This is a genomic window from Xylophilus sp. PBN-3R, assembly GCF_057747805.1.
Genome location: NZ_CM173225.1, coordinates 1,035,404 through 1,056,029, shown reverse-complemented (window position 1 = coordinate 1,056,029; position 20,626 = coordinate 1,035,404). Strand labels below are relative to the sequence as shown.

Genomic DNA, 20,626 nt, shown 5'->3' with positions numbered 1-20,626 from the left:
CATGCGTGTCGTCGTGACCCGCCCGGCGCCCGAGGCCGAGGCGTGGCGTCAGGCCCTGCAGGCCGCTGGTTTCGACACCGTCGCCCTGCCCCTGCTGGCTGTCGGGCCGCTGCACGAAGCCGGCCGCACCGTATTACGCGAGACCTGGGCGACCCTGGGCCGACACAAGGCCGTGATGTTCGTCAGCGCCGCCGCCGTGCAGCATTTTTTTGCCGAAGCGCCGGCCGGTCACTTCTGGCCCGAAAACACACGTGCCTGGGCCCCCGGGCCGGGAACCGCTGCGGTGCTGCATCGCCACGGGGTGCCGTCCGGAGCCATCGACACGCCGGCGACCGACGCCCCGCAACTGGATTCCGAATCCCTCTGGGCCGCCGCCGGCCATCGCATCGCGCCCGGCGACGCGGTGCTGATCGTGCGAGGCGCCCAGCGGGACCAAGACGACCCTTCGCAGACCGGGCACGGCCGGGGGTGGATGGCCGAGCGCCTGGCCCGCGCCGGCGCATCGACAACCCAATTGGCCGCCTACCGCCGCGGCGCCCCCCGCTGGAGTCCGTCGCAAGCCGATGCCGCGGCCCGACTCGCGGTGGTTTCCAGCATCTGGATCTTCAGCAATTCGGAAGCCGTCGCACACCTGATCGGCCTGCTGGCGGTGAGCGGCCCGGGCCTGCTGCAGGGCACCGCCGTCGCCACCCATCCGCGCATCGCCGAGACCGCGCGGGCTGCGGGCTTTGCGCGGGTCGAACTGGCAGCGGCCGGATTCGAGGGTCTGGCCCACACGCTGCATCAGCTGCAAGACGAAAGCGGTCGATAGAATCGACCGGATGAGTTCCGCGCCCCTGTCAGATCCGCCCCTGGCGACACCCGTTTCGCCGACCCAAGCCCATGCCGTGGTCCACGCCCCGGTTTCACTGTCGCGTCCGTTGCTGCTGGGGGTAGGCGTCGTCGCGGCCCTGGCCCTGGTGGCGTCGGTCACCCTGTGGCAACGCCTGTCGGCCATCCAGGAACAGCTGGCCCGCCAGAGCGCCGATGCCGGCAGCCAGTCGATCGAGGCCCGCGCCATGGCCCGGCAGGCCCAGGAAACAGCGCAGGACGCCGTCTCCAGGGTCGGCGTGATGGAAGCCCGCCTGGCCGAGGTTTCGTTGCAACGCTCGCAACTCGAGGAGCTGATGCAGAGCCTGTCGCGGTCGCGTGACGACACGCTGGTCGTCGACATCGAATCCACCCTGCGCCTGGCACAGCAACAAGCCGAGCTGACCGGCAGTTCAGAACCCCTGCTGGCCGCCCTGCGCAGCGCCGACCAGCGTATCGTGCGGGCAGCCCAGCCCCGGCTGGCGCCGGTGCAGCGTGCCATCGCCCACGACATCAACCGTATCCGCGGCGCCAACGTGACCGACGTTCCCGGCCTGCTGTCGCGGCTCGACGAACTGGTGCGCAGCGTCGACGAACTGCCGCTGCTGAACGCGGTGGCGATAGCGTCGGCCATGCACGGAGCCGCCGTACCGGGCACTGCGCCGAATGTCGCGGCGGATCCCTGGTGGCGCGCCGCCCTGCGCAACGTCTGGTTCGCGGTGCGCGACGAAGCACGCGGCCTGGTGCGGGTCAGCCGCATCGACCAGCCCGAGGCGGTGCTGCTGGCGCCCGACCAGGCTTTCTTCCTGCGCGAAAACCTGAAGCTCAAGCTGGTCAACGCCCGGCTGGGTGTGCTGGCCCGGCAGTCGAGCGCGGCCCGGTCCGACCTAGCGGGCGCATCACTGGCGTTGCAGCAATATTTCGAACCCGGTTCGCGCCGCGTGACGGCCGCTGGAGAACTGCTGAAGCAGGCCCAGGCCCAGATCGACGGCGCCACCATGCCGCAGCCGGAAGAAACCTTCTCCGCGCTGGCGACGGCTGCAGCAGGACGCTGACCGATGCGCGCTGCTCTCTGGTTCATCGCCCTCTTCGGCATCGCCGTCGCACTGGCGCTTTTCGCGGGCAACAACCAGGGCACGATCACCGTGTTCTGGCCGCCCTACCGCATCGACCTGTCGCTGAACATGGTGCTGCTCATCCTCCTGGGCGGCTTCACGCTGGTGCACCTGGCGCTGCGCGCGCTGGCCGCGTTGATCGACCTGCCGGTGCAGGCCGGCCGGTGGCGCAGCCAGCAAAAGGAACGCGCCATGCACGTGGCGCTGCTGGACGGCCTGTCGCACCTCACCGCCGGTCGTTTCATCCGCGCCCGAAAGGCGGCCGAAGCCGCCATCGCCCATGAAAAGGCCCTGGTCGGCACTTCGGAACCACTGGCCCATGCGGTGCAGGTGCGGGCACTGGCCCACCTGATCGCGGCCGAAAGCGCGCATTCGCTGCAGGACCGCAACGCCCGGGACAAACATCTGCAGCAGGCGCTCGAACAGACCGCCACCAACCCCTCGGCACCCGCACAGGAAGCCCGTGAAGGCGCCCAGCTGCGCGCTGCCAGCTGGGCCATGCACGACCGTGATGCCGCTGCCGCCCTGGCCTGGCTGGAACAGCTGCCGCAGGGTGCTGCCCGACGCACCATGGCGCTGCGCACCCGGCTGCGCGCCACCCGCCTGGCGCATCAGACGCAGGCTGCGCTGGAAACTGCCCGCCTGCTCATCAAGCACCGCGCGTTCGCGGCATCGGCGGCGCACAGCATCGTGCGCGGTCTGGCGGTCGAGCTCATCAACCAGGCGCACGACGTGAGCCAGTTGCTGGCGGTGTGGCAGTCGCTGGACCATAACGAACGCAGCAAACCCGAGCTGGCCGTGCATGCGGCCGAGCGCCTGCGCCTGCTGGGCGGCGATGCCACCCTGGCGCGCACCTGGCTGCTGCCGGCGTGGGAAAGCCTCACCACCCAGCCCGAAAGCCTGGCCGACACGCTCCAGGTCAAGCTGGTGCGGGCGCTGGAAGGCAGCCTGTCCGACGTCGAACCCCAGTGGCTGGCCCGGATCGAATCGGCGCAGCAGCAGAACCCGCGCGACCCCTTGCTCAAATACCTGGCCGGCATCGCCTGCCTGCGGCTCCAGCTCTGGGGCAAGGCGCAGAAACTGCTGGAACAGGCCGCCGTGCAATTGCCGCACGATGCCCTTCGCTGCCGCGCCTGGCGCGCACTGGCCGTGCTGGCCGAGCAACGCGGCGATGTCGAAGCCACTGCCCATGCCTGGCGCAAGGCCGCCGAGATGGTCGACTGAACGTCGATCGGGCAGGCCTTTAAAATCCTCGCAGATCGCCTTATTTTTTCTCTACGCCCAGACGGCACCGCGCGGTGCCGTTTTCATTTGAAGAACACGCCATGAGCGACATCCAGCAACCCGGCCTGAACAGCCTTTCCAAGTCCTTCGAGCCTGCCGCCCTGGAGGCGCACTGGGGCCCCGAGTGGGAACGGCGCGGCTACGGCCGTGCCGGCTTCCGCGGCACCGGTGAAGCCAGGGCCGGCGCCAGCGCCTTCTCGGTGCAACTGCCGCCGCCCAATGTCACCGGCACCCTGCACATGGGCCACGCCTTCAACCAGACGGTGATGGACAGCCTGGTGCGTTACCACCGCATGTCGGGCGAAAACACGCTGTGGGTGCCGGGCACCGACCACGCCGGCATCGCCACCCAGATCGTGGTGGAGCGCCAGCTGCAGGCGCAGGGCCAGAACCGGCACGACCTGGGCCGCAAGAACTTCGTCGCCAAGATCTGGGAATGGAAGGAACAGTCGGGCAACACCATCACCACCCAGATGCGCCGCATGGGCGACAGCGTGGACTGGAAACACGAGTACTTCACCATGGACGACAAGCTGTCGACCGTGGTGACCGACACCTTCGTGCGCCTGTACCAGCAAGGCCTCATCTACCGCGGCAAACGGCTGGTCAACTGGGATCCGACGCTGAAGACCGCCGTCTCCGACCTGGAAGTCGAAAGCGAGGAAGAAGACGGTTCGCTCTGGCACATCCGCTACCCGCTGGCAGATGGCTCGGGTGAATCGGTGGTGGTCGCCACCACCCGTCCCGAAACCATGCTGGGCGACACCGCCGTGATGGTGCATCCGGAAGACCAACGCTACGCCCATCTCATCGGAAAGCAGGTGGCCCTGCCGCTGTGCGACCGCACCATCCCGGTCATTGCCGACGACTACGTCGACAAGGATTTCGGCACCGGCGTGGTCAAGGTCACGCCCGCCCACGACTACAACGACTATGCCGTCGGCCAGCGCCACAAGCTGCCGATGATCGGCATCCTGACGCTGGACGCCACCGTCAACGACAACGCGCCGGAGCCCTATCGCGGCCTGGACCGTTTTGTCGCCCGCAAGAAGATCGTTGCCGACCTCGAAGCACTGGGGCTGCTGGTCGAGGTGAAGAAACACAAGCTGATGGTCCCGCGCTGCGCCCGTACCGGCCAGGTGGTCGAGCCCATGCTGACCGACCAGTGGTTCGTGGCCGTCAACAAGGTCGGCGATGGTGACCCGACCGGCAAGTCCATCGCCCAGAAGGCCATCGACGCGGTCGATTCGGGCCAGGTGCGTTTCATCCCCGAGAACTGGGTCAACACCTACAACCAGTGGATGCACAACATCCAGGACTGGTGCATCAGCCGCCAGCTGTGGTGGGGCCACCAGATTCCCGCCTGGTACGACGAGGACGGCAAGGTCTACGTGGCCAAGGACGAGGCCGAGGCCCAGGCCATGGCTCCCGGCAAGGCCCTGACCCGCGACGAAGACGTGCTGGACACCTGGTACTCGTCGGCGCTGGTGCCTTTCTCCACGATGGGATGGCCCGCTGCAGCGGACTCGGCGCAGGAAGGCGGCACCAGCGACTATGACCTGTACCTGCCGTCTTCGGTGCTGGTGACCGGCTACGACATCATCTTCTTCTGGGTCGCCCGGATGATCATGATGACCAGCCATTTCACCGGCCGCGTGCCCTTCCGCGATGTCTACATCCATGGCCTGGTGCGTGACGCGCAGGGCAAGAAGATGAGCAAGTCCGAAGGCAATGTGCTCGACCCGGTCGACCTGATCGACGGCATCGCCCTGGAGCCGTTGCTGGGCAAACGCACCACCGGCCTGCGCAAGCCCGAGACCGCGCCGCAGGTCCGCAAGAACACCGAGAAGGAATTCCCGGCGGGCATCCCGGCCTATGGCGCCGATGCCCTGCGGTTCACCTTCGCCGCGCTGGCGTCGCTGGGCCGCAGCATCAACTTCGACAGCAAACGCTGCGAGGGTTACCGCAACTTCTGCAACAAGCTCTGGAACGCCACACGGTTCGTGCTGATGAACTGCGAAGGCCAGGACTGCGGCCTGAAACCGCACACCAAGGCCGACTGCCAGCCGGGAGGCAGCGCGCACGGCTACCTGAAGTTCAGCCAGCCCGACCGCTGGATCGTGTCGGCCCTGCAGCGTGTCGAAGCCGAGGTCGCCAAGGGCTTTGCCGAATACCGCCTCGACAACGTCGCCACCGCCGTCTATGAATTCATCTGGAACGAGTTCTGCGACTGGTACCTGGAAATTGCCAAGGTGCAGATCCAGACCGGCGACGAAGCCACTCAGCGCGGCACGCGCCGCACCCTGATCCGCACGCTCGAGACGGTGCTGCGCCTGGCGCATCCGCTGATTCCGTTCATCACCGAAGAGCTGTGGCAGAAGGTCGCGCCGGTCGCCGCTCGATTGCCCGAAGGCGGCGCATCGATCAGCGTAGCCGAATACCCGGTTTCCATGCCCGACCGCCTTGACCCGGCCGCAGAGGCCTACGTGGTGCGGCTCAAGGCTGTCGTCGACGCCTGTCGTAACCTGCGCGGCGAAATGAACGTGTCGCCTTCGACCCGGCTACCGCTGTTCGCCGTGGGAGATGGAGACTTCCTGCGCAATGCCGCGCCGGTGCTGCAGTCGCTGGCCAAGCTGTCCGAAGTGCGGGTCTTCGACGACGAGGCGGCCTGGAGCGATGCGGCCCAGGCAGCGCCGGTCGCGGTGGTGGACGAATCTCGCCTGTGCCTGCACATGGAAGTCGATGTCGACGCCGAGAAGGCCCGGCTGGGCAAGGAAGTCACCCGCCTGCAGGACCAGGTGGCCAAGGCCCGCGTCAAGCTGTCGAACCAGGCTTTCGTGGCCAAGGCCAAGCCGGAAGTGATCGAACAAGAACACACACGTGTGGCCGATTTCACTGCGACCATCGAACGTTTGCAGGCCCAACTCACCAGACTCGGGTAATAAAGTTATTAAGTTTGGGTTGAGCCTGATCATCGATTAGCATGATGCCGCTTACGTTTGAATACGTATTTTCTCGCGGCATTTAAACAAAGGATTCGACCGCATGAGCCACTCGCGCACCCGCATTACCAAGGCGGTTTTTCCCGTTGCCGGCCTTGGCACGCGCTTTTTGCCCGCAACCAAGGCCCAGCCGAAGGAAATGCTGCCGGTCGTCGACAAACCACTGATCCAGTACGCCGTCGAGGAGGCCTATGCCGCCGGCATCCGGCAGATGATCTTCGTCAACGGCCGCAGCAAGCGTTCCATTCCGGATCATTTCGACACTGCCTACGAACTCGAAGCCGAGCTCGAAGCCGCCGGCAAGAAGGAACTGCTGGCGCTGGTCCATTCCATCAAGCCCGACGACATGGAGTGCATCTACATCCGCCAAGCCAAGGCCCAGGGCCTGGGTCATGCGGTGTTGTGCGCCAAGAGCGTGGTGGTCAACGAGCCCTTCGCCGTGTTGCTGGCCGACGACCTGATGGTCGGCAAGCCACCGGTGCTGCAGCAGATGGTCGAGCAGTTCGACGACCTGCAGGCGTCGATCCTGGCCGTGCAGGAAGTACCTGAAGAGCAGACAAGACGCTACGGCATCGTGGCGGGCACCGCCATCAGCGATCGCCTGATGGACCTGACCCACATGGTCGAAAAGCCTGCTCCGAAAGACGCGCCCTCGCGCCTCGGCGTGGCCGGCCGCTACATCCTGACGCCGGGCGTGTTCCGTGAAATCGCAGCCCAGCCGCGTGGTGTGGGCAACGAGATCCAGCTGACCGACGGCATCGCCGCGCTGATGCGCCGCGAGAAGGTGTTCGCCTACCGTTACGAAGGTCGCCGTTACGACTGCGGCAGCAAGGAAGGTTTCCTGGAGGCAAACGTCGAGCTTGCGCTGGCCCACCCCGAACTGGGTGCCGGTTTTCGCGAATACCTCAAGGGACTGTCGCTTTAAGCGCTTTTGTTCCAGCAAAAAGGCCTGCGCGCGTGCAGGCCTTTTTTCATGGTGCCCGCAAACAGCCGGCCAGCCCGCTCAGCGACGGCGCAGCACGTGGATGTATTCCACGCCCACAGTGTCCTGCCCCACCAGTTCGTTGCCGGTCTGCCGGGCAAATGCCTGGAAGTCGCGCAAAGACCCGCCATCGGTGGACACGACCTTGAGCAGCTGTCCGCTCTGCATGTCCGCCAACGCCTTCTTCGCCTTGAGGATGGGCAGCGGGCAGTTGAGTCCGCGCGTGTCGATTTCCTTGTTCACTTCCATTGATTCATCCTTTGCCAAGCGGCATTTCTAGGCCGGCACGATCGGCGGCCATTCGCGGTATTGCGGCCCGATACCCCTGCTGCGCAGCCATGCGGCCAGGGCGTGACCGGTGCCGGCGGGCCAGCACCGCACGTCGACCGGGTCGAGCAACCGATAGTCCGCCAATTCGGGTGAAAGGCGCACCTCGCCGTCAGCCACGACGTGGTAACAGATCAGCACCTCATTGCGTTTCTGGAAGTCCCATACCCCCAGCAGACTCGTCGCACCGACCACCAGCCCGGTCTCTTCGAAAACCTCGCGGGTGATGCCCTCTTCGGGCGATTCCCCGGCTTCCATGAAACCGGTGATCAGCGCATACATCTCGGGGTTGGCCCACGCCGCGTTACGCGCAAGAAGCACCTTGCCGCGGTATTCCACCACCGCCGCCAGCACCGGAGTCGGGTTGTTCCAGTGCGTCCAGCCGCATGCCGGACAGCGGACGCGCACGGTTTCTCCGCTGTCTTCCATTACGGCGATATCCGCCAGCGCAGTGGCGCAAAGCGGGCAGAACCGAAAATTTTCGTGCATGGCGGCCGGATCAGGCGGGGAACACGCCGGTCGACAGGTAGCGGTCGCCGCGATCGCAAACGATGAAGGCAATGGTGGCATTCTGTTCGCGCAGCGAGATCTGCTGGGCCACCCAGCAGGCACCTGCGGCCGAGATGCCGGCAAAGATGCCTTCTTCGCGCGCAAGCCGGCGGCACATGTGTTCGGCGTCGGCCTGCGAGACGTTGATGGTTTCATCGACCAGCGAACCATCGTAGATCTCCGGCATGTATTCGGCCGGCCACTTGCGGATACCCGGAATGCGCGAGCCTTCTGCCGGCTGCGCCCCGATGATCTGCACCGAAGGTTTCTTTTCCTTCAGGTAACGCGCCACGCCGGTGATGGTGCCGGTGGTGCCCATGGCACTCACGAAATGCGTGATGTGACCGTGGGTCTGCTCCCACAGTTCGGGCCCGGTGGTCTCGTAATGGATGCGGGGATTGTCCTGGTTGGCGAACTGGTCGAGGACCCGGCCCTTGCCGTCCCGCTGCATCTGTTCGGCCAGGTCGCGCGCGTATTCCATGCCACCGCTCTTGGGGGTGAGAATGAACTCCGCACCGAAGGCCTTCATGGTCTGGGCCCTTTCCACCGAAAGGTCCTCCGGCATGATCAGCACCATGCGATAGCCCTTGATGGCCGCGGCCATCGCCAGCGCGATGCCGGTGTTGCCCGATGTGGCTTCGATCAGCGTATCGCCCGGACGAATGTCGCCGCGCTCCTCGGCGCGTTTGATCATCGACAGCGCGGGCCGGTCTTTGACCGACCCAGCCGGGTTGTTGCCCTCGAGCTTGCCGAGCACCACGTTGCCCGAAACAGCCGCTTCGGCGGCACCGATGCGCTGCAGCGCGACGAGCGGCGTGCGTCCGATCGTGTCTTCAATGGTGGGGTATTGCATGCTCGCACTGTGCCATAATTTGAGGCTGACTTCTTAGCGTCGCCCGGGTGGTGAAATTGGTAGACGCAGGGGACTCAAAATCCCCCGCCGCAAGGCGTGCCGGTTCGATTCCGGCCCCGGGCACCACGGCCGCAATGGCTTTGGTTTCAAGATTGACGCGCATCGGTTATTGGCACCATTCGGCCTCTCCGGACTCAACACAAGCATCCATGAAGCAATCCCTCGTCATCGTCGGCGCGTCCTATGCGGGCGTGCAAATGGCGGCCAGCGCCCGTGAACTCGGCTTCGAAGAGCCCATCGTCATCGTCGGCGACGAAACCCACACGCCTTACCAGCGGCCGCCATTGTCCAAGGCCTTGCTGGCCGGCAAGACGACCGCCGACAAGCTGGGTCTGCGCGCGGCCGACTTCTTCGAGAAGAACCGTATCGATCTGCGACTCGGACGCCGTGCCGCATCGCTGGATTGCGGAGGCCGCACCCTGACGCTGGAAGGCGGCGATACCCTGGAGTTCGGCTGGCTCATGCTGGCCACCGGCGCACGTTGCCGACCGCTGGCGCTGCCGGGGCGTGATCTGCAAGGTGTCCACGACCTGCGCACCCTGGACGACGCGCTAAAGGTGGCCGCCGCCGCCGACCGTTGTCAGCGTGCGGTCGTTATCGGCGGCGGATTCATCGGACTGGAAGTGGCGTCGGCCCTGCGCACCCGCGGGGCCGAAGTGACCGTGATCGAAGCTCAACCGCACCTTCTGACCCGCACGTTCCCGCCCGCCATGTCGGCTTTTGTCGAGAACGCCCACCGGAGCCGCGGCATAGACCTGCGCACCGGCCACGGTGTGCAGGCGCTGCACGGCACCGGCGGGCAGGTCAGCTCCGTCGAACTCGACGACGGCACCCGCATCGAATGCGATCTGGTGGTGCTGGGCATCGGCGTATTGCCCAACAGCGAAATCGCCGCTGCGGCCGGTGTGCGTGTAGACCGCGGCATCGTCACCGACCTCTGCGGACGAACCTCGGTGGAACGCATCCTGGCCGTGGGCGACGTCGCCAACGTGACCCAGGCCGACGGCTCCCTGGTGCGGCTGGAATCCATCCAGGCCGCCAACGACGGCGCCCGTGCTGCCGCAGGCCTGCTGGTCGGCAAGGCAACACCGAACACCGCATTGCCCTGGTTCTGGAGCGACCAGTTCGACCTGAAGATCCAGATGGCCGGCCTGCATGCGGCAGGGGACGAGGTCGTGCTGCGCGGCGACACGGCCAGCGAAAAATTCAGCGTTTTCTACCTGCGCCACGGTGTGCTGGTGGCAACCCATGGCGTCAACAAGGCGAGCGAACACATGACGGCGCGCCGCCTGATCGCTGCCGGAGCCACGCCGACCGCCGCCCAACTGGCCGACGAATCGTTCGAACTCAAAGGTCTGTTGACGCCGGCCGCGTGACCGCCAGCGCTGGATAATCGAGGCCTGTCGCCGACGAAAGCCGCCAATGGACAAGGAGCCGCACCGCCCTCATTTCCGCTATTACGACTTCGTGATGGCGGCTTTCGTGACGGTGCTGCTGTGCTCCAACCTGATCGGCGCGGCCAAGGCAGCCGAAGTCACGCTGCCGGTGCTGGGCACGGTCACTTTCGGTGCGGGTGTGCTGTTCTTCCCCATCTCGTACATCTTCGGAGACGTGCTGACAGAGGTATATGGCTATGGACGGGATCGCCGCGTGATCTGGGCCGGTTTCGCCGCCCTGGTGTTTGCCGCCCTCATGTCGGCTGTAGTGCTGGCCCTCCGTCCGGCCGGCGGGGAATTCAATACCGCATACCAGGCGCACCTTGAGGGTGTATTCGGCAATACGCCTCGCATCGTGCTGGGTTCGGTCACGGCCTTCTGGTGCGGAAGTTTCGTCAATAGCTACGTGATGGCTCGCATGAAGGTCGCCATGCAAGGCCGGGCGTTGTGGATGCGGACCATCACTTCCACCGTCTGCGGTGAGCTGGTCGATTCAGGTCTGTTTTATGTGATCGCGTTCGGCGGGATCTGGCCGCACGAACAACTGATGGCGGTGATCGTCGCCCAATACTTGCTGAAGACGAGTTGGGAAGTCGTCATGACTCCCGTGACATATCGGGTCGTGGCGTTTTTGAAGCGTCAAGAAAACGAAGACTTTTATGACCGCACGACCGACTTCAACCCGTTCCGGCTGAAACCCTGACCTCTGACCCGGCGGCCTATCGGGCTTTCCGGGCACAAGGACTCGGCTCGCCGGCGTTCTCCAGCCTGGTCGGCTCGGTCCGAAGACTCGAGCGACTCGAATTCGCCCATCTGGGGCTCGCGTTTCGTTCCGCGTTTGGTGATGAGTTTCATGGTGCGCACAGCCTTCCTTCGACCGGCCTGACCGGAAGCAGGCGCGCACCCTATTCCTCGATAGGCATTGGCCTACACGGCAAGTCAAACTGACGAACGTGACAACTGTGGCGTAGGTGAAACACCACGTAACCGACAATTCAGCCGCCGGTCAGTTGGGCCGGTGTCCACTGTTCAGGCCAACTCCATCCTCTCTGCCTCCATGAAACTCGACAACTTGCGGATCGGCGCCAAGCTCGCGCTGGCGTTTTCGCTGACCACCCTGCTCACCATCGTGCTGGGCATCATGGCTTGGGGCCAGCTTTCGAGGGTGGCAGCAAGCGCCGACGACCTTGCCGAGAACTGGTTGCCCAGCGTCCAGGCCATCGGCAACCTGCGGGTAGCGGTCAATCGCATGCGGCGTGTCGAAAGCGAGCTGTTCGTCCCCGAAAACAAGCCTGACCTCGAGAAGTACAAGGCCGATCTGGCAGCGCGGCGCGTCGATCTCGAAAAGGCCGAAGGCGTCTACGCACCCATGGTGACCGAAGGCAAGGAACGCGAGCTCTTCACCGAATTCCAGGCCAATCGCAAAATCTACCTGGATGAACAGGCCAAGCTCCTGGGCATGCTGGCGGCCAACACGCCGCAGAACGACTTGCTGGGTGTGTATTTCGGTGAGTCGGCCAAGATGTACAGCACCATGACCGCATCGGTCAGCACCCTCATCGACTTCAACCGCAAGTCGGCCGATGCCGCACACGATGTTGCGACGGCGGTGTTCCAGCAGGCACGCACGCTGGTCATCGTGCTGATGGTCGCGGTGGTCGTCATCTCGGTGCTGCTAGCCTGGTGGATCACCCGGCTCATCACCGTGCCGCTGGCCGTCGCCGTCGACATGGCAAGCCGCGTGGCACAAGGCGACCTGTCGATGCAGCTGACCGTGTCGGGCTCGGACGAACCGGCGCAACTGATGCGCGCGCTGAGCGACATGCGGGTGAGCCTGGCCCGGGTGGTGGGCGAAGTGCGCAGCAATGCAGAAGGCGTCGCCACCGCCAGCGCGCAGATCGAGCAGGGCAACCACGACCTGTCGTCCCGCACCGAACAGCAGGCAGCGGCACTGGAAGAAACCGCTGCCTCGATGGAAGAGCTGAGCTCGACCGTGCGCCAGAACTCCGACAACGCCCAACAGGCCAGCCAGCTGGCTACGCAGGCGTCGACCGTGGCTGTCCGCGGCGGCGACGTGGTAGGAGAAGTGGTCGCCACCATGAAGGGCATCGACGAGGCATCGCGCCGCATCTCCGACATCATCGGCGTGATCGACAGCATCGCCTTCCAGACCAACATCCTGGCGCTTAACGCTGCTGTCGAAGCCGCGCGAGCAGGTGAACAGGGCCGCGGTTTCGCAGTGGTCGCCACCGAAGTGCGCAACCTCGCCGGCCGCAGTGCGGACGCTGCCAAGGAAATCAAGGGCCTCATCGCTACCAGCGTCGAACGTGTGGGCGAAGGCAGTGCCCAGGTGGCGCGGGCCGGCACCACCATGCAGGACGTGGTCCAGTCCATCCAGCGGGTGGCCGACATCGTGGCCGAAATCAGCATCGCCAGCCGCGAACAGAGCACCGGCGTGACCCAGGTCGGCGAAACCGTCACGCAGATGGACCAGGTCACCCAGCAGAACGCAGCGCTGGTGGAAGAAAGCGCTGCGGCTGCATCGAGCCTGAAGTCGCAGGCCCATCAGCTGGTGCAGGCGGTATCGGTCTTCCGGCTGGCGTCCAACGAAATGGCATTGCAGGTGCGTGGCCACGGTTCAAATGCCGTACGCATCGCCAACTGACACCCTCCTGAATGTACCGGTCGTTATGATGCGGGGCCGTTTTCGCGCCGACCGGCGCAATGGCTAGCTGGCGAATCCCATGCGTTCCACCGTTCCCACTTATTTGAAGATCGTGACCGTGCTGGGCGCGCTGATGATCAAGGCCTCACCGGCCATGGCGCAGGATTGGCTCACTATTTCAGGTTATCCGGAGATTCCAGACACGGATGTTGTCCAGATCAGCCCGGTGCTGACCACCTGGCAGCAGCAGGTGACGCTCGAAGTGAGGACCACCCGCAAATCGGAACGTACGGGTTATGGATCCACCCGGTACCGCTCTTACACAGGCTTGGCAGCAGTCGATTGTGCGCAGCGAAAGGGCTGGTTCTTGACGCTTGCTTTTTACGCGAAGCCCAACTGGGAGGGCACGGCCACCATGTCGGCCAGTTTCAAACCGGAAGAGGCACCCATGGTGTTCTCCGACATTCCGGGCAAACCTGCCGAACGCCTGGTCAACGCCGCCTGCGCGGCAACCCGCTGACCAGGCGATCTGCTGCGCTGCCTCAACTGCCCGCGTGAGGCATGTTTCCCTTGCGGTCCCAGTCATCGGCTTGTGCACGGTCTGCAGCTTCCTCGGCATCGGCCTTGCGGCGCAGTTCGGCGGCTTTGTCCGGATCGATGTCGGAACCGGTCGCCTTGCTCATAGCGTCGGGCAAGCCCAATGCCTTGCGCATCTTGTCGGTGTCGTCGGGGCGGATGGTCATGTTCGTCTCCTGTCGTTGAGGTTGTATGGGTCGTCGGCCACGACACTCAGCTACGGCGCAGCCCGGCGCCCTCCTCATCGGAAGCACGCACCTCGGCTTCGACCGGCAAGGAAGACATCGAAACCGGCGCGGTGCCCCGCAGCCGGGGGTCTTCCTGGTCTTCCAGTGCGGCCTGCGATTCGCCGAGGCGCGTGTCCTCGTCATGCGCGGGCGTCTCCGGCCTGGCATAACCTTCGGCATCGGTCCCGTGCGCGGCGGTCTCATGATGGCGTACGAGGGCCTCTTCACCGGCCTTCTGCGCTTCCTCGACGCTGTCGTAATGCTCGGGGCTGATGTGCGTGTTGCCGGTGCCCTCCACAGGCACGTGGCTCCACTGGAAACGTCCGTCGGCGGTGGGTTGAATCTGGATGGTCCATTGGCTCATGTCGGCTCCTGAAGATGGTTGTGGATCTGTGACCGGCGGTGTGACCCGCCTGTGGATTCACGGTACCGAGCCGGTCCGAGCAGACCTGTAGGAAAGCATGCCGACGCCGTGCCTGCACATGCGCCCGCTGCAGGCCGTCGCCAACCGCCTACACGATGAAACAAAAACAGCGCATCACGTGACAGGCGATCAGGCGGAACAATCAGGCTCCTGGAGGAGATTCATGGATTTCAAACGCTTTTTCGAGCTGGCCCGCAAGTCGGTGTCGGCCTGGTCGGACGACTACGCTCCCAGCATGGGTGCGGCCATTGCCTACTACACCGTGTTCTCGCTGGCGCCGCTGCTGCTGATCGTGATCGCGGTGGCGGGCGCGGTTTTCGGGCGTGATGCGGTGCAGGGTGAAATCGTCGCCCAGTTGCAGGGGCTGATCGGACGCGACGGCGCGCTGGCCATCCAGGGGCTGATCAAGAGCGCGAGCAAACCGTCCGAGGGTCTGCTGGCGGGCGCCATCAGCGTGGTGGTGCTGATCGTCGGCGCAACCACAGTTTTCGGTGAGCTGCAGTCGGCACTCGATCGCATCTGGCAGGTGCCTCAGCAGACCAAGTCGGGTGTCATCGGCACGCTGAAGACCCGGCTTCTGTCCTTCGGGCTGATTCTGGGCCTGGCGTTCCTGCTGATGGTTTCGCTGGTGGTGAGTGCCGGCGTGGCAGTCATAGGCCGCTGGGCCGGCGGCATCGTGCCGGGCTGGGAGATCGGCCTGCAGCTGCTCAACCTCTGCATCTCGCTCGGCATCACCACGGTGCTGTTCGCCATGATCTACAAGCTCATGCCGCAGGCGCGCATCGACTGGCGCGATGTGTGGGTGGGTGCCGGCGTCACGGCCGTACTGTTCGAAATAGGCAAGTTGCTGATCGGCCTTTATGTCGGCAAGACCAGCGTTGCATCTTCCTATGCGGCTGCGGGTTCGGTCATCGTGCTGTTGGTCTGGGTGTATTACTCCGCCCAGATCTTCTTGCTGGGCGCGGAATTCACCTGGGTGTTCGCCAATGAACATGGGTCGAGATCGAATCCCTCGGCGCCTGCGGCCTCGCCTGCAGCCAATCAGCCGCCGGCCGTACCGCAGAAATCAGCCGATGCAAAGGCACCGCAACAGGCACGGCGTCCAGTGGCGGTCCAGCAGCCACAGGCGATTCAGCAGGGTCCGACCTGGCAGCAGAAGGTGCTGGTGTACGGGACGCTGACCGTGCTGCAGATCGCCGTGCGATTCGCCATGGGACGGGCCGAAGCCCGCCGACGGCGCCGCCGCTGACCCGGGCCGCATGCCTGATTAGCGGAAACGCCTGACGGCCAAGCCGATGGCCGCTCCGGCAACCGCAGTCAGCACCGTGCCCCAGCAAAAATCGATGATGGCCAGCTTGCCCGAAAAGCCGCGGATGACCGACAGGTTGGTCGCGTTGTAGGCGCCATAAGCCATGGCACCCACTACGGCACCACGCACGGCGGCAGTGCCGATTTCCGGAACGCCGCCTGCCGTTACCAGGAACACCAGGCCCACCGGATACAGCAGGTAGAAGGCTAGCGCAGGCCCCCAGCGGGGGCTTTCGTTCATCAGCAGGCCCATTTCCATCTGGTAGAGGTTCTTGGCGATGAATCCGAGCCAAAGGCCGTCGAGCACCAGGATGACCACAAGCGCCGACACGTAGGCGATGGCGGACTGGCCGAAGGTGAGATCGTTCTGCATGGGACTCCCGAGGGTGGTTGGATGAAACGAGCCTGAATCTCGCTCCGATCGACCGGTGAGCATGCGATGGGAATTTCCTCTACCGACGGTAGGCGATTGGCGCGACTTGCTCCTTTTTGCGCGATCAAAGTACGCGCGCGACGCGCAATCGCTCGATCTCCGCGACCGGCAAGCCCATTTCCGTCAGCACTTCGTCGGTATGCTCGCCCAGGGCCGGCGGTGCATGGCGCAGCACCGGAGGGTGCTCGGACAGCCGAAGGGGACTCGCCACCACGGCGACATGCTCGATGCCGTCGCCCGCCGCGCGCGGGAGTTTCATCGCCAGCCCGCGCGCTTCGACCTGCGGATCGGCAAAGGCCTGGCCGATGTCGTTGATCGGGCCGCAGGGCACGGCCTTGTCTTCGAACAGCGTGATCCATTCGGCCGTCGAACGGGTGCGGGTCACCGCCTCCATCGCCGGAATGAGCGTGGCGCGGTTCTGCACACGCGCCACATTGGTGGCGTAGCGCGGGTCGGTGCTCCATTCCCCCTGGCCGATCGCCGCACAGAAACGCGCGAACTGGCCGTCGTTGCCGATGGCGAGCAGCATCGAGCCGTCCGCAGTCGGAAAGTCCTGATAAGGCGCCAGGCTGGGATGGGTGTTGCCCTGCCGCTGCGGCACCTTGCCCGAATTGAGGTAACCGGTGCTCTGGTTGGCCAGGATCGCCATGCCGACGTCCAGCAGCGACATGTCGATGTACTGCCCACGGCCGGTGCGGTGGCGGGCATGCAGGGCCGCGAGGATGCCGGTGGCGGCATACATGCCGGTAAAGGTGTCGGTCAGCGCCACGCCCACCCGCTGGGGACCGCCGCCGGGCACGTCGTCGCCCCGGCCGGTGATGCTCATCATGCCGCTCATGGCCTGCACCATCAGGTCGTAGCCGGCCCTTTTGGCGTAGGGGCCGTCCTGCCCGAAACCCGTCACCGAACAGTAGATGAGGCGCGGGTTGAGCGCCGACAGGCTGGCGTAGTCCAGGCCGTAGGCGGCCAGTCCGCCGACCTTGAAGTTCTCGACCACCACATCGGCCTCCGCCGCCATGCGGCGCAGCAAGGCCTGGCCGTCCGGCGTCGCCATGTCGATGGTGACCGAGCGTTTGTTGCGATTGCAGCAGGCGAAATAGGCGCCCTGCCCGGTCGGCTCGCCCTGCGCATCCGGCAGGAACGGAGGACCCCAGTGGCGGGTGTCGTCGCCGTCCACCGGGCGCTCTATCTTCACTACGTCCGCGCCCAGGTCGGCCAGGGTCTGGGTGCACCAGGGGCCGGCCAGCACACGGGATAGGTCCAGCACCTTGATGCCGGAAAGCGCGCCCTCATGGGTCGTCATGTCGGTCATGTCGTCTCTTCCTCAAAATGCAAAAAGCGCGCTCCCTTGCGAAGAGAGCGCGCCGTGTTCGGGGTCGGCCGATCAGGAGAATGCGGCGATGCCGGTCTGCGCGCGGCCCAGGATCAGGGCGTGCACGTCGTGGGTGCCTTCGTAGGTGTTGACCACTTCGAGGTTGACCAAATGGCGGGCCACGCCGAATTCGTCGCTGATGCCGTTGCCGCCCATCATGTCGCGCGCCATGCGGGCGATGTCCAGCGACTTGCCGCAGGAGTTGCGCTTGAGGATGGAGGTGATCTCGACAGCAGCCGTGCCCTCGTCCTTCATGCGGCCCAGGCGCAGGCAGCCTTGCAGGCCCAATGCGATCTCGGTCTGCATGTCGGCCAGCTTCTTCTGGATCAGCTGATTGGCGGCGAGCGGGCGGCCGAACTGCTTGCGGTCGAGCACATATTGGCGGGCGCGGAACCAGCAGTCTTCAGCGGCGCCCAGGGCACCCCAGGCGATGCCGTAGCGGGCGCTGTTCAGGCAGGTGAACGGACCCTTCAGGCCCTGCACTTCCGGGAAGGCGTTTTCTTCCGGCACGAACACGCCGTCCATGACGATCTCACCGGTGATCGATGCACGCAGGCCGACCTTGCCGTGGATGGCCGGGGCGGTCAGGCCCTTCATGCCTTTTTCGAGCACGAAACCGCGGATCGGACCGACCGCGCCGCCTTCGCTGACTTCCTTGGCCCACACGACGAAAACGTCGGCGATGGGGCTGTTGCTGATCCACATCTTGCTGCCGCGCAACTCGTAGCCGCCAGCGACCTTCCTGGCGCGGGTGGCCATGCTGCCGGGGTCGGAGCCGTGGTCCGGTTCGGTCAGGCCGAAACAGCCGATCCATTCTCCGGTGGCCAGCTTGGGCAGATATTTCTGGCGCTGGGCTTCGGTGCCGAATTCATAGATCGGGACCATCACCAGCGAACTCTGAACACTCATCATCGAGCGATAGCCGGAATCGACACGTTCGACCTCGCGGCCGATCAGACCGTAGGCAACGTAGTTCAGGCCGGGGCCGCCGTACTGTTCCGGAATGGTCGGGCCGAGCAGGCCGAGTTCGCCCATTTCGCGAAAGATCGCCGGGTCGGTCTTTTCGTGGCGGAAGGCGTCGAGCACCCGTGGTGCCAGCTTGTCCTGGCAGTAGGCGGCGGCGGCGTCGCGCACCATGCGCTCTTCGTCCGTCAGTTGCTGGTCGAGCAGGAAAGGGTCTTCCCAGTGGAAGGTGGCGCGGCTGGCGGTCATGTTCGGTCTCCGGTCGTTAGGCGCGCAGCCCTTTGAATACCGGGCTGCGCACGCGAAAGCCGGATATTAGCGTCGCACGATGGATGGCGACAAACGATAAATCAGGGTCCAGAAATGAAAAAATAGAATACTTAATACCCTGAGCGCCAGATAATCATCAAGAAAAAGGCACAGGCAATTCCATTCCAGCATGCGACGCAAGATTCCATCCACCACGGCACTGGCCTGTTTCGAGGCCGCCGCACGCCATCGCAGCTACACCCGCGCAGCGGAAGAACTGTCCCTCACGCAGAGCGCGGTGTCGCGGCAGATCCTGGCGCTGGAAGCCTTCGTCGGCGTGCGCATGTTCCAGCGCACCCGGCACGGCGTGGCGCTCACGCCGGCCGGCGAGCAATACAGCCGGCAGGTGGGCCGCAGCCTGCAGGGGCTGGAGCGCGACACCCTCGACCTGATGGCCGGCCAGGGACGCGGCGGCGGCGTTGCGCTGGCGGCCGTTCCCACTTTCGCGACCCGCTGGCTGCTGCCGCGGCTGCCGGCGCTGGCCCTGCGCCATCCTGGCATCACCGTGCACATCGAGACGCGCACCCGGCCCTTCATCTTCGAGGACTCCGGCTTCGACGCCGCGCTGTTCGCCGGCACCGCAGAACAGGTCACCCACTGGCCGGGCATCGAGGCGGTGCATTTGATGGACGAAGACGTGGTGCCGGTCTGCAGTCCGTGCCTGTTGCCGGAACAGGCGCCGATTTCGCCGCTGGCGCTGTCCAAGTTTCCGCTGCTCCAGCAAAGCACCCGGCCGGCCGCGTGGCGCCGCTGGTTCGGTGCGATGGAGGTGTCTGCGGCCCATGCGCTGGACGGTCCGCGCTATGAACTTTTCTCGATGGCCGTGGTGGCCGCGGCGCACGGCATGGGCGTGGCACTGGTGCCGCGCATGCTGGTGCAGGACGAACTCGATAGCCGGTCGCTGGTGGTCGCCTGCATCGACGCGCCCCCGGTCGAGCGCGCTTATTACCTGGTGACACCCGCCACCGAGGGCCAGACCCCGGCGGTTTCGCTGTTCAAGGAATGGGTGTTGGAAACGGTGATTTCCGAACGCCCTTAACGCGCCGCCAGGTATTTGGAAGGATCTACCGGCTTGCCCTGGCGACGGATCTCGAAGTGCAGCATCACACGTTCCGCATCGCTGGAACCCATCTCGGCGATCTTCTGGCCCTTGCGCACCGTCTGGTCTTCCTTGACCAGCAGCGTGCGGTTGTGGGCATACGCCGTCAGGTAGGTGTTGTTGTGCTTGAGGATGATCAGGTTGCCGTAGCCGCGCAGGCCGGCGCCGGCATACACCACCCGGCCGTCGGCGGACGCCAGGATGGGTTCGCCGGCCTTGCCACCGATGTCGTAGCCCTTGTTCTTCTGTTCGTCGAAACCCGCCAGGAGCGGACCGGGAGCCGGCCAGATGAAGGCGAGTTCTTCTTCGGCGCCGCCAGCCGGCGCCACCGGCCGTGCCGGTGTCGCGGCCACCGGCGGCAGCGGTGTGCCGACGACGGCGGGGGCGACCGGGGCGCCAGCCGCGGCGGTAGCGGCCGCTGCGGTGGGCGGAGCGACCCGCAACACCTGGCCGACTTCGATCAGGTCGGCGTTCGACAGATCGTTCCAGCGGGTGATGTCGCGCCAGTTCTGGCCAGTCTCCTGGGCCACCTTGCGCACGGTGTCGCCGGGCTTGACCGTGTAGTAACCCGGCTTTCCGGCATTCTCGGCGCCCGGCAAAGGCTTGACCGCCACCAGCGGAGCCGCCGCCGCAACACTGCCGTTGCCGGTACCGAACGAGTTGGCACCCAGTCCACGGTCCTCGACCGGCGGAGCGCGCAGAGGGGTTTGCGGCGCGCACCCCGACAGCACCGAAAGTGCCATCAGCGCTCCCGTCATCCACCCCAACCGTACACGCGTCGCCTGCATAGAAA

The 20,626-nt window shown here is 65.3% G+C and carries 20 protein-coding genes and 1 tRNA gene; 12 read left to right on the top strand and 9 right to left on the bottom strand.

All coding sequences use genetic code 11. The features are described 5' to 3' along the window. Nucleotide 1 precedes the first annotated feature (1 nt). The 5 genes from AC3ANW_RS04850 to galU all read left to right on the top strand — a co-directional run bounded on the left by AC3ANW_RS04850 (nucleotide 2) and on the right by galU (nucleotide 7,175). Complete coding sequence (locus tag AC3ANW_RS04850) at nucleotides 2–811, top strand: uroporphyrinogen-III synthase (RefSeq protein WP_488344072.1); 810 nt, start codon at nucleotides 2–4, stop codon at nucleotides 809–811. 10 nt (nucleotides 812–821) lie between these two features. Then, nucleotides 822–1,904 (top strand): uroporphyrinogen-III C-methyltransferase, encoded by a 1,083-nt coding sequence (locus AC3ANW_RS04845; protein ID WP_488344071.1) that lies wholly within the window; start codon nucleotides 822–824, stop codon nucleotides 1,902–1,904. Nucleotides 1,905–1,907: 3 nt separating this feature from the next. Further along, nucleotides 1,908–3,188: a heme biosynthesis HemY N-terminal domain-containing protein gene (locus AC3ANW_RS04840; RefSeq protein WP_488344070.1), complete on the top strand. Its 1,281-nt coding sequence runs from the start codon at nucleotides 1,908–1,910 to the stop codon at nucleotides 3,186–3,188. A gap of 101 nt (nucleotides 3,189–3,289) precedes the next feature. After that, the gene (locus AC3ANW_RS04835; RefSeq protein WP_488344069.1) at nucleotides 3,290–6,190 is read left to right on the top strand and encodes a valine--tRNA ligase; all 2,901 of its coding nucleotides are present in this window, start codon (nucleotides 3,290–3,292) and stop codon (nucleotides 6,188–6,190) included. Between the two features lie 103 nt (nucleotides 6,191–6,293). After that, nucleotides 6,294–7,175, top strand: coding sequence for a UTP--glucose-1-phosphate uridylyltransferase GalU (galU, locus tag AC3ANW_RS04830; protein ID WP_488344068.1), 882 nt, complete (start codon nucleotides 6,294–6,296; stop codon nucleotides 7,173–7,175). A 78-nt stretch (nucleotides 7,176–7,253) separates the two neighbouring features. Here the strand turns inward: galU and AC3ANW_RS04825 are convergent, their stop codons facing one another. Genes AC3ANW_RS04825 through cysM form a run of 3 tightly spaced genes read right to left on the bottom strand, consistent with a single transcriptional unit; the run spans nucleotide 7,254 to nucleotide 8,961 of the window. After that, complete coding sequence (locus AC3ANW_RS04825; RefSeq protein ID WP_488344067.1) at nucleotides 7,254–7,481, bottom strand: sulfurtransferase TusA family protein; 228 nt, start codon at nucleotides 7,479–7,481, stop codon at nucleotides 7,254–7,256. 27 nt (nucleotides 7,482–7,508) lie between these two features. Then, nucleotides 7,509–8,048 carry an NUDIX domain-containing protein gene (locus AC3ANW_RS04820; protein ID WP_488344066.1) on the bottom strand — a complete coding sequence of 180 codons (540 nt, stop codon included), beginning with the start codon at nucleotides 8,046–8,048 and terminating at the stop codon, nucleotides 7,509–7,511. A 10-nt stretch (nucleotides 8,049–8,058) separates the two neighbouring features. After that, nucleotides 8,059–8,961: a cysteine synthase CysM gene (cysM, locus tag AC3ANW_RS04815; protein WP_488344065.1), complete on the bottom strand. Its 903-nt coding sequence runs from the start codon at nucleotides 8,959–8,961 to the stop codon at nucleotides 8,059–8,061. A 41-nt stretch (nucleotides 8,962–9,002) separates the two neighbouring features. Here cysM and AC3ANW_RS04810 point away from each other — a divergent pair. The 5 genes from AC3ANW_RS04810 (at nucleotide 9,003) to AC3ANW_RS04790 (ending at nucleotide 13,642) form a co-directional block, all read left to right on the top strand. Next, nucleotides 9,003–9,087: transfer RNA gene (locus tag AC3ANW_RS04810), tRNA-Leu, on the top strand. An 83-nt stretch (nucleotides 9,088–9,170) separates the two neighbouring features. Next, the gene (locus tag AC3ANW_RS04805) at nucleotides 9,171–10,397 is read left to right on the top strand and encodes an NAD(P)/FAD-dependent oxidoreductase (protein WP_488344064.1); all 1,227 of its coding nucleotides are present in this window, start codon (nucleotides 9,171–9,173) and stop codon (nucleotides 10,395–10,397) included. A gap of 46 nt (nucleotides 10,398–10,443) precedes the next feature. Further along, a complete protein-coding gene (locus AC3ANW_RS04800) occupies nucleotides 10,444–11,160 on the top strand; it encodes a queuosine precursor transporter (protein ID WP_488344063.1) in 717 nt (238 codons plus the stop codon). A gap of 354 nt (nucleotides 11,161–11,514) precedes the next feature. Then, the gene (locus AC3ANW_RS04795; protein WP_488344062.1) at nucleotides 11,515–13,122 is read left to right on the top strand and encodes a methyl-accepting chemotaxis protein; all 1,608 of its coding nucleotides are present in this window, start codon (nucleotides 11,515–11,517) and stop codon (nucleotides 13,120–13,122) included. A 79-nt stretch (nucleotides 13,123–13,201) separates the two neighbouring features. Then, nucleotides 13,202–13,642 (top strand): surface-adhesin E family protein, encoded by a 441-nt coding sequence (locus AC3ANW_RS04790; RefSeq protein WP_488344061.1) that lies wholly within the window; start codon nucleotides 13,202–13,204, stop codon nucleotides 13,640–13,642. 22 nt (nucleotides 13,643–13,664) lie between these two features. Here AC3ANW_RS04790 and AC3ANW_RS04785 read toward each other — a convergent pair whose 3' ends face one another. Continuing rightward, nucleotides 13,665–13,865 carry a hypothetical protein gene (locus tag AC3ANW_RS04785; protein ID WP_488344060.1) on the bottom strand — a complete coding sequence of 67 codons (201 nt, stop codon included), beginning with the start codon at nucleotides 13,863–13,865 and terminating at the stop codon, nucleotides 13,665–13,667. A 46-nt stretch (nucleotides 13,866–13,911) separates the two neighbouring features. After that, nucleotides 13,912–14,289, bottom strand: coding sequence for a hypothetical protein (locus AC3ANW_RS04780; RefSeq protein WP_488344059.1), 378 nt, complete (start codon nucleotides 14,287–14,289; stop codon nucleotides 13,912–13,914). Between the two features lie 223 nt (nucleotides 14,290–14,512). On the opposite strand from AC3ANW_RS04780, the gene AC3ANW_RS04775 reads away from it, so the two are divergent. Continuing rightward, nucleotides 14,513–15,598: a YihY/virulence factor BrkB family protein gene (locus AC3ANW_RS04775; RefSeq protein WP_488344058.1), complete on the top strand. Its 1,086-nt coding sequence runs from the start codon at nucleotides 14,513–14,515 to the stop codon at nucleotides 15,596–15,598. 18 nt (nucleotides 15,599–15,616) lie between these two features. Here the strand turns inward: AC3ANW_RS04775 and AC3ANW_RS04770 are convergent, their stop codons facing one another. The 3 genes from AC3ANW_RS04770 to AC3ANW_RS04760 all read right to left on the bottom strand — a co-directional run bounded on the left by AC3ANW_RS04770 (nucleotide 15,617) and on the right by AC3ANW_RS04760 (nucleotide 18,674). Beyond that, nucleotides 15,617–16,030 (bottom strand): DUF2177 family protein, encoded by a 414-nt coding sequence (locus AC3ANW_RS04770; protein WP_488344057.1) that lies wholly within the window; start codon nucleotides 16,028–16,030, stop codon nucleotides 15,617–15,619. Nucleotides 16,031–16,154: 124 nt separating this feature from the next. Then, nucleotides 16,155–17,402, bottom strand: coding sequence for a CaiB/BaiF CoA transferase family protein (locus AC3ANW_RS04765; protein WP_488344056.1), 1,248 nt, complete (start codon nucleotides 17,400–17,402; stop codon nucleotides 16,155–16,157). Between the two features lie 72 nt (nucleotides 17,403–17,474). Beyond that, complete coding sequence (locus AC3ANW_RS04760; RefSeq protein WP_488344055.1) at nucleotides 17,475–18,674, bottom strand: acyl-CoA dehydrogenase; 1,200 nt, start codon at nucleotides 18,672–18,674, stop codon at nucleotides 17,475–17,477. 190 nt (nucleotides 18,675–18,864) lie between these two features. Between AC3ANW_RS04760 and AC3ANW_RS04755 the strand changes: the two genes are divergently transcribed. Further along, a complete protein-coding gene (locus AC3ANW_RS04755) occupies nucleotides 18,865–19,773 on the top strand; it encodes a LysR substrate-binding domain-containing protein (protein WP_488344054.1) in 909 nt (302 codons plus the stop codon). On the opposite strand, the gene AC3ANW_RS04750 is transcribed toward AC3ANW_RS04755, so the two are convergent. Next, nucleotides 19,770–20,621 (bottom strand): peptidoglycan DD-metalloendopeptidase family protein, encoded by an 852-nt coding sequence (locus tag AC3ANW_RS04750; protein WP_488344053.1) that lies wholly within the window; start codon nucleotides 20,619–20,621, stop codon nucleotides 19,770–19,772. The genes AC3ANW_RS04755 and AC3ANW_RS04750 overlap by 4 nt on opposite strands. Nucleotides 20,622–20,626 lie beyond the last annotated feature (5 nt).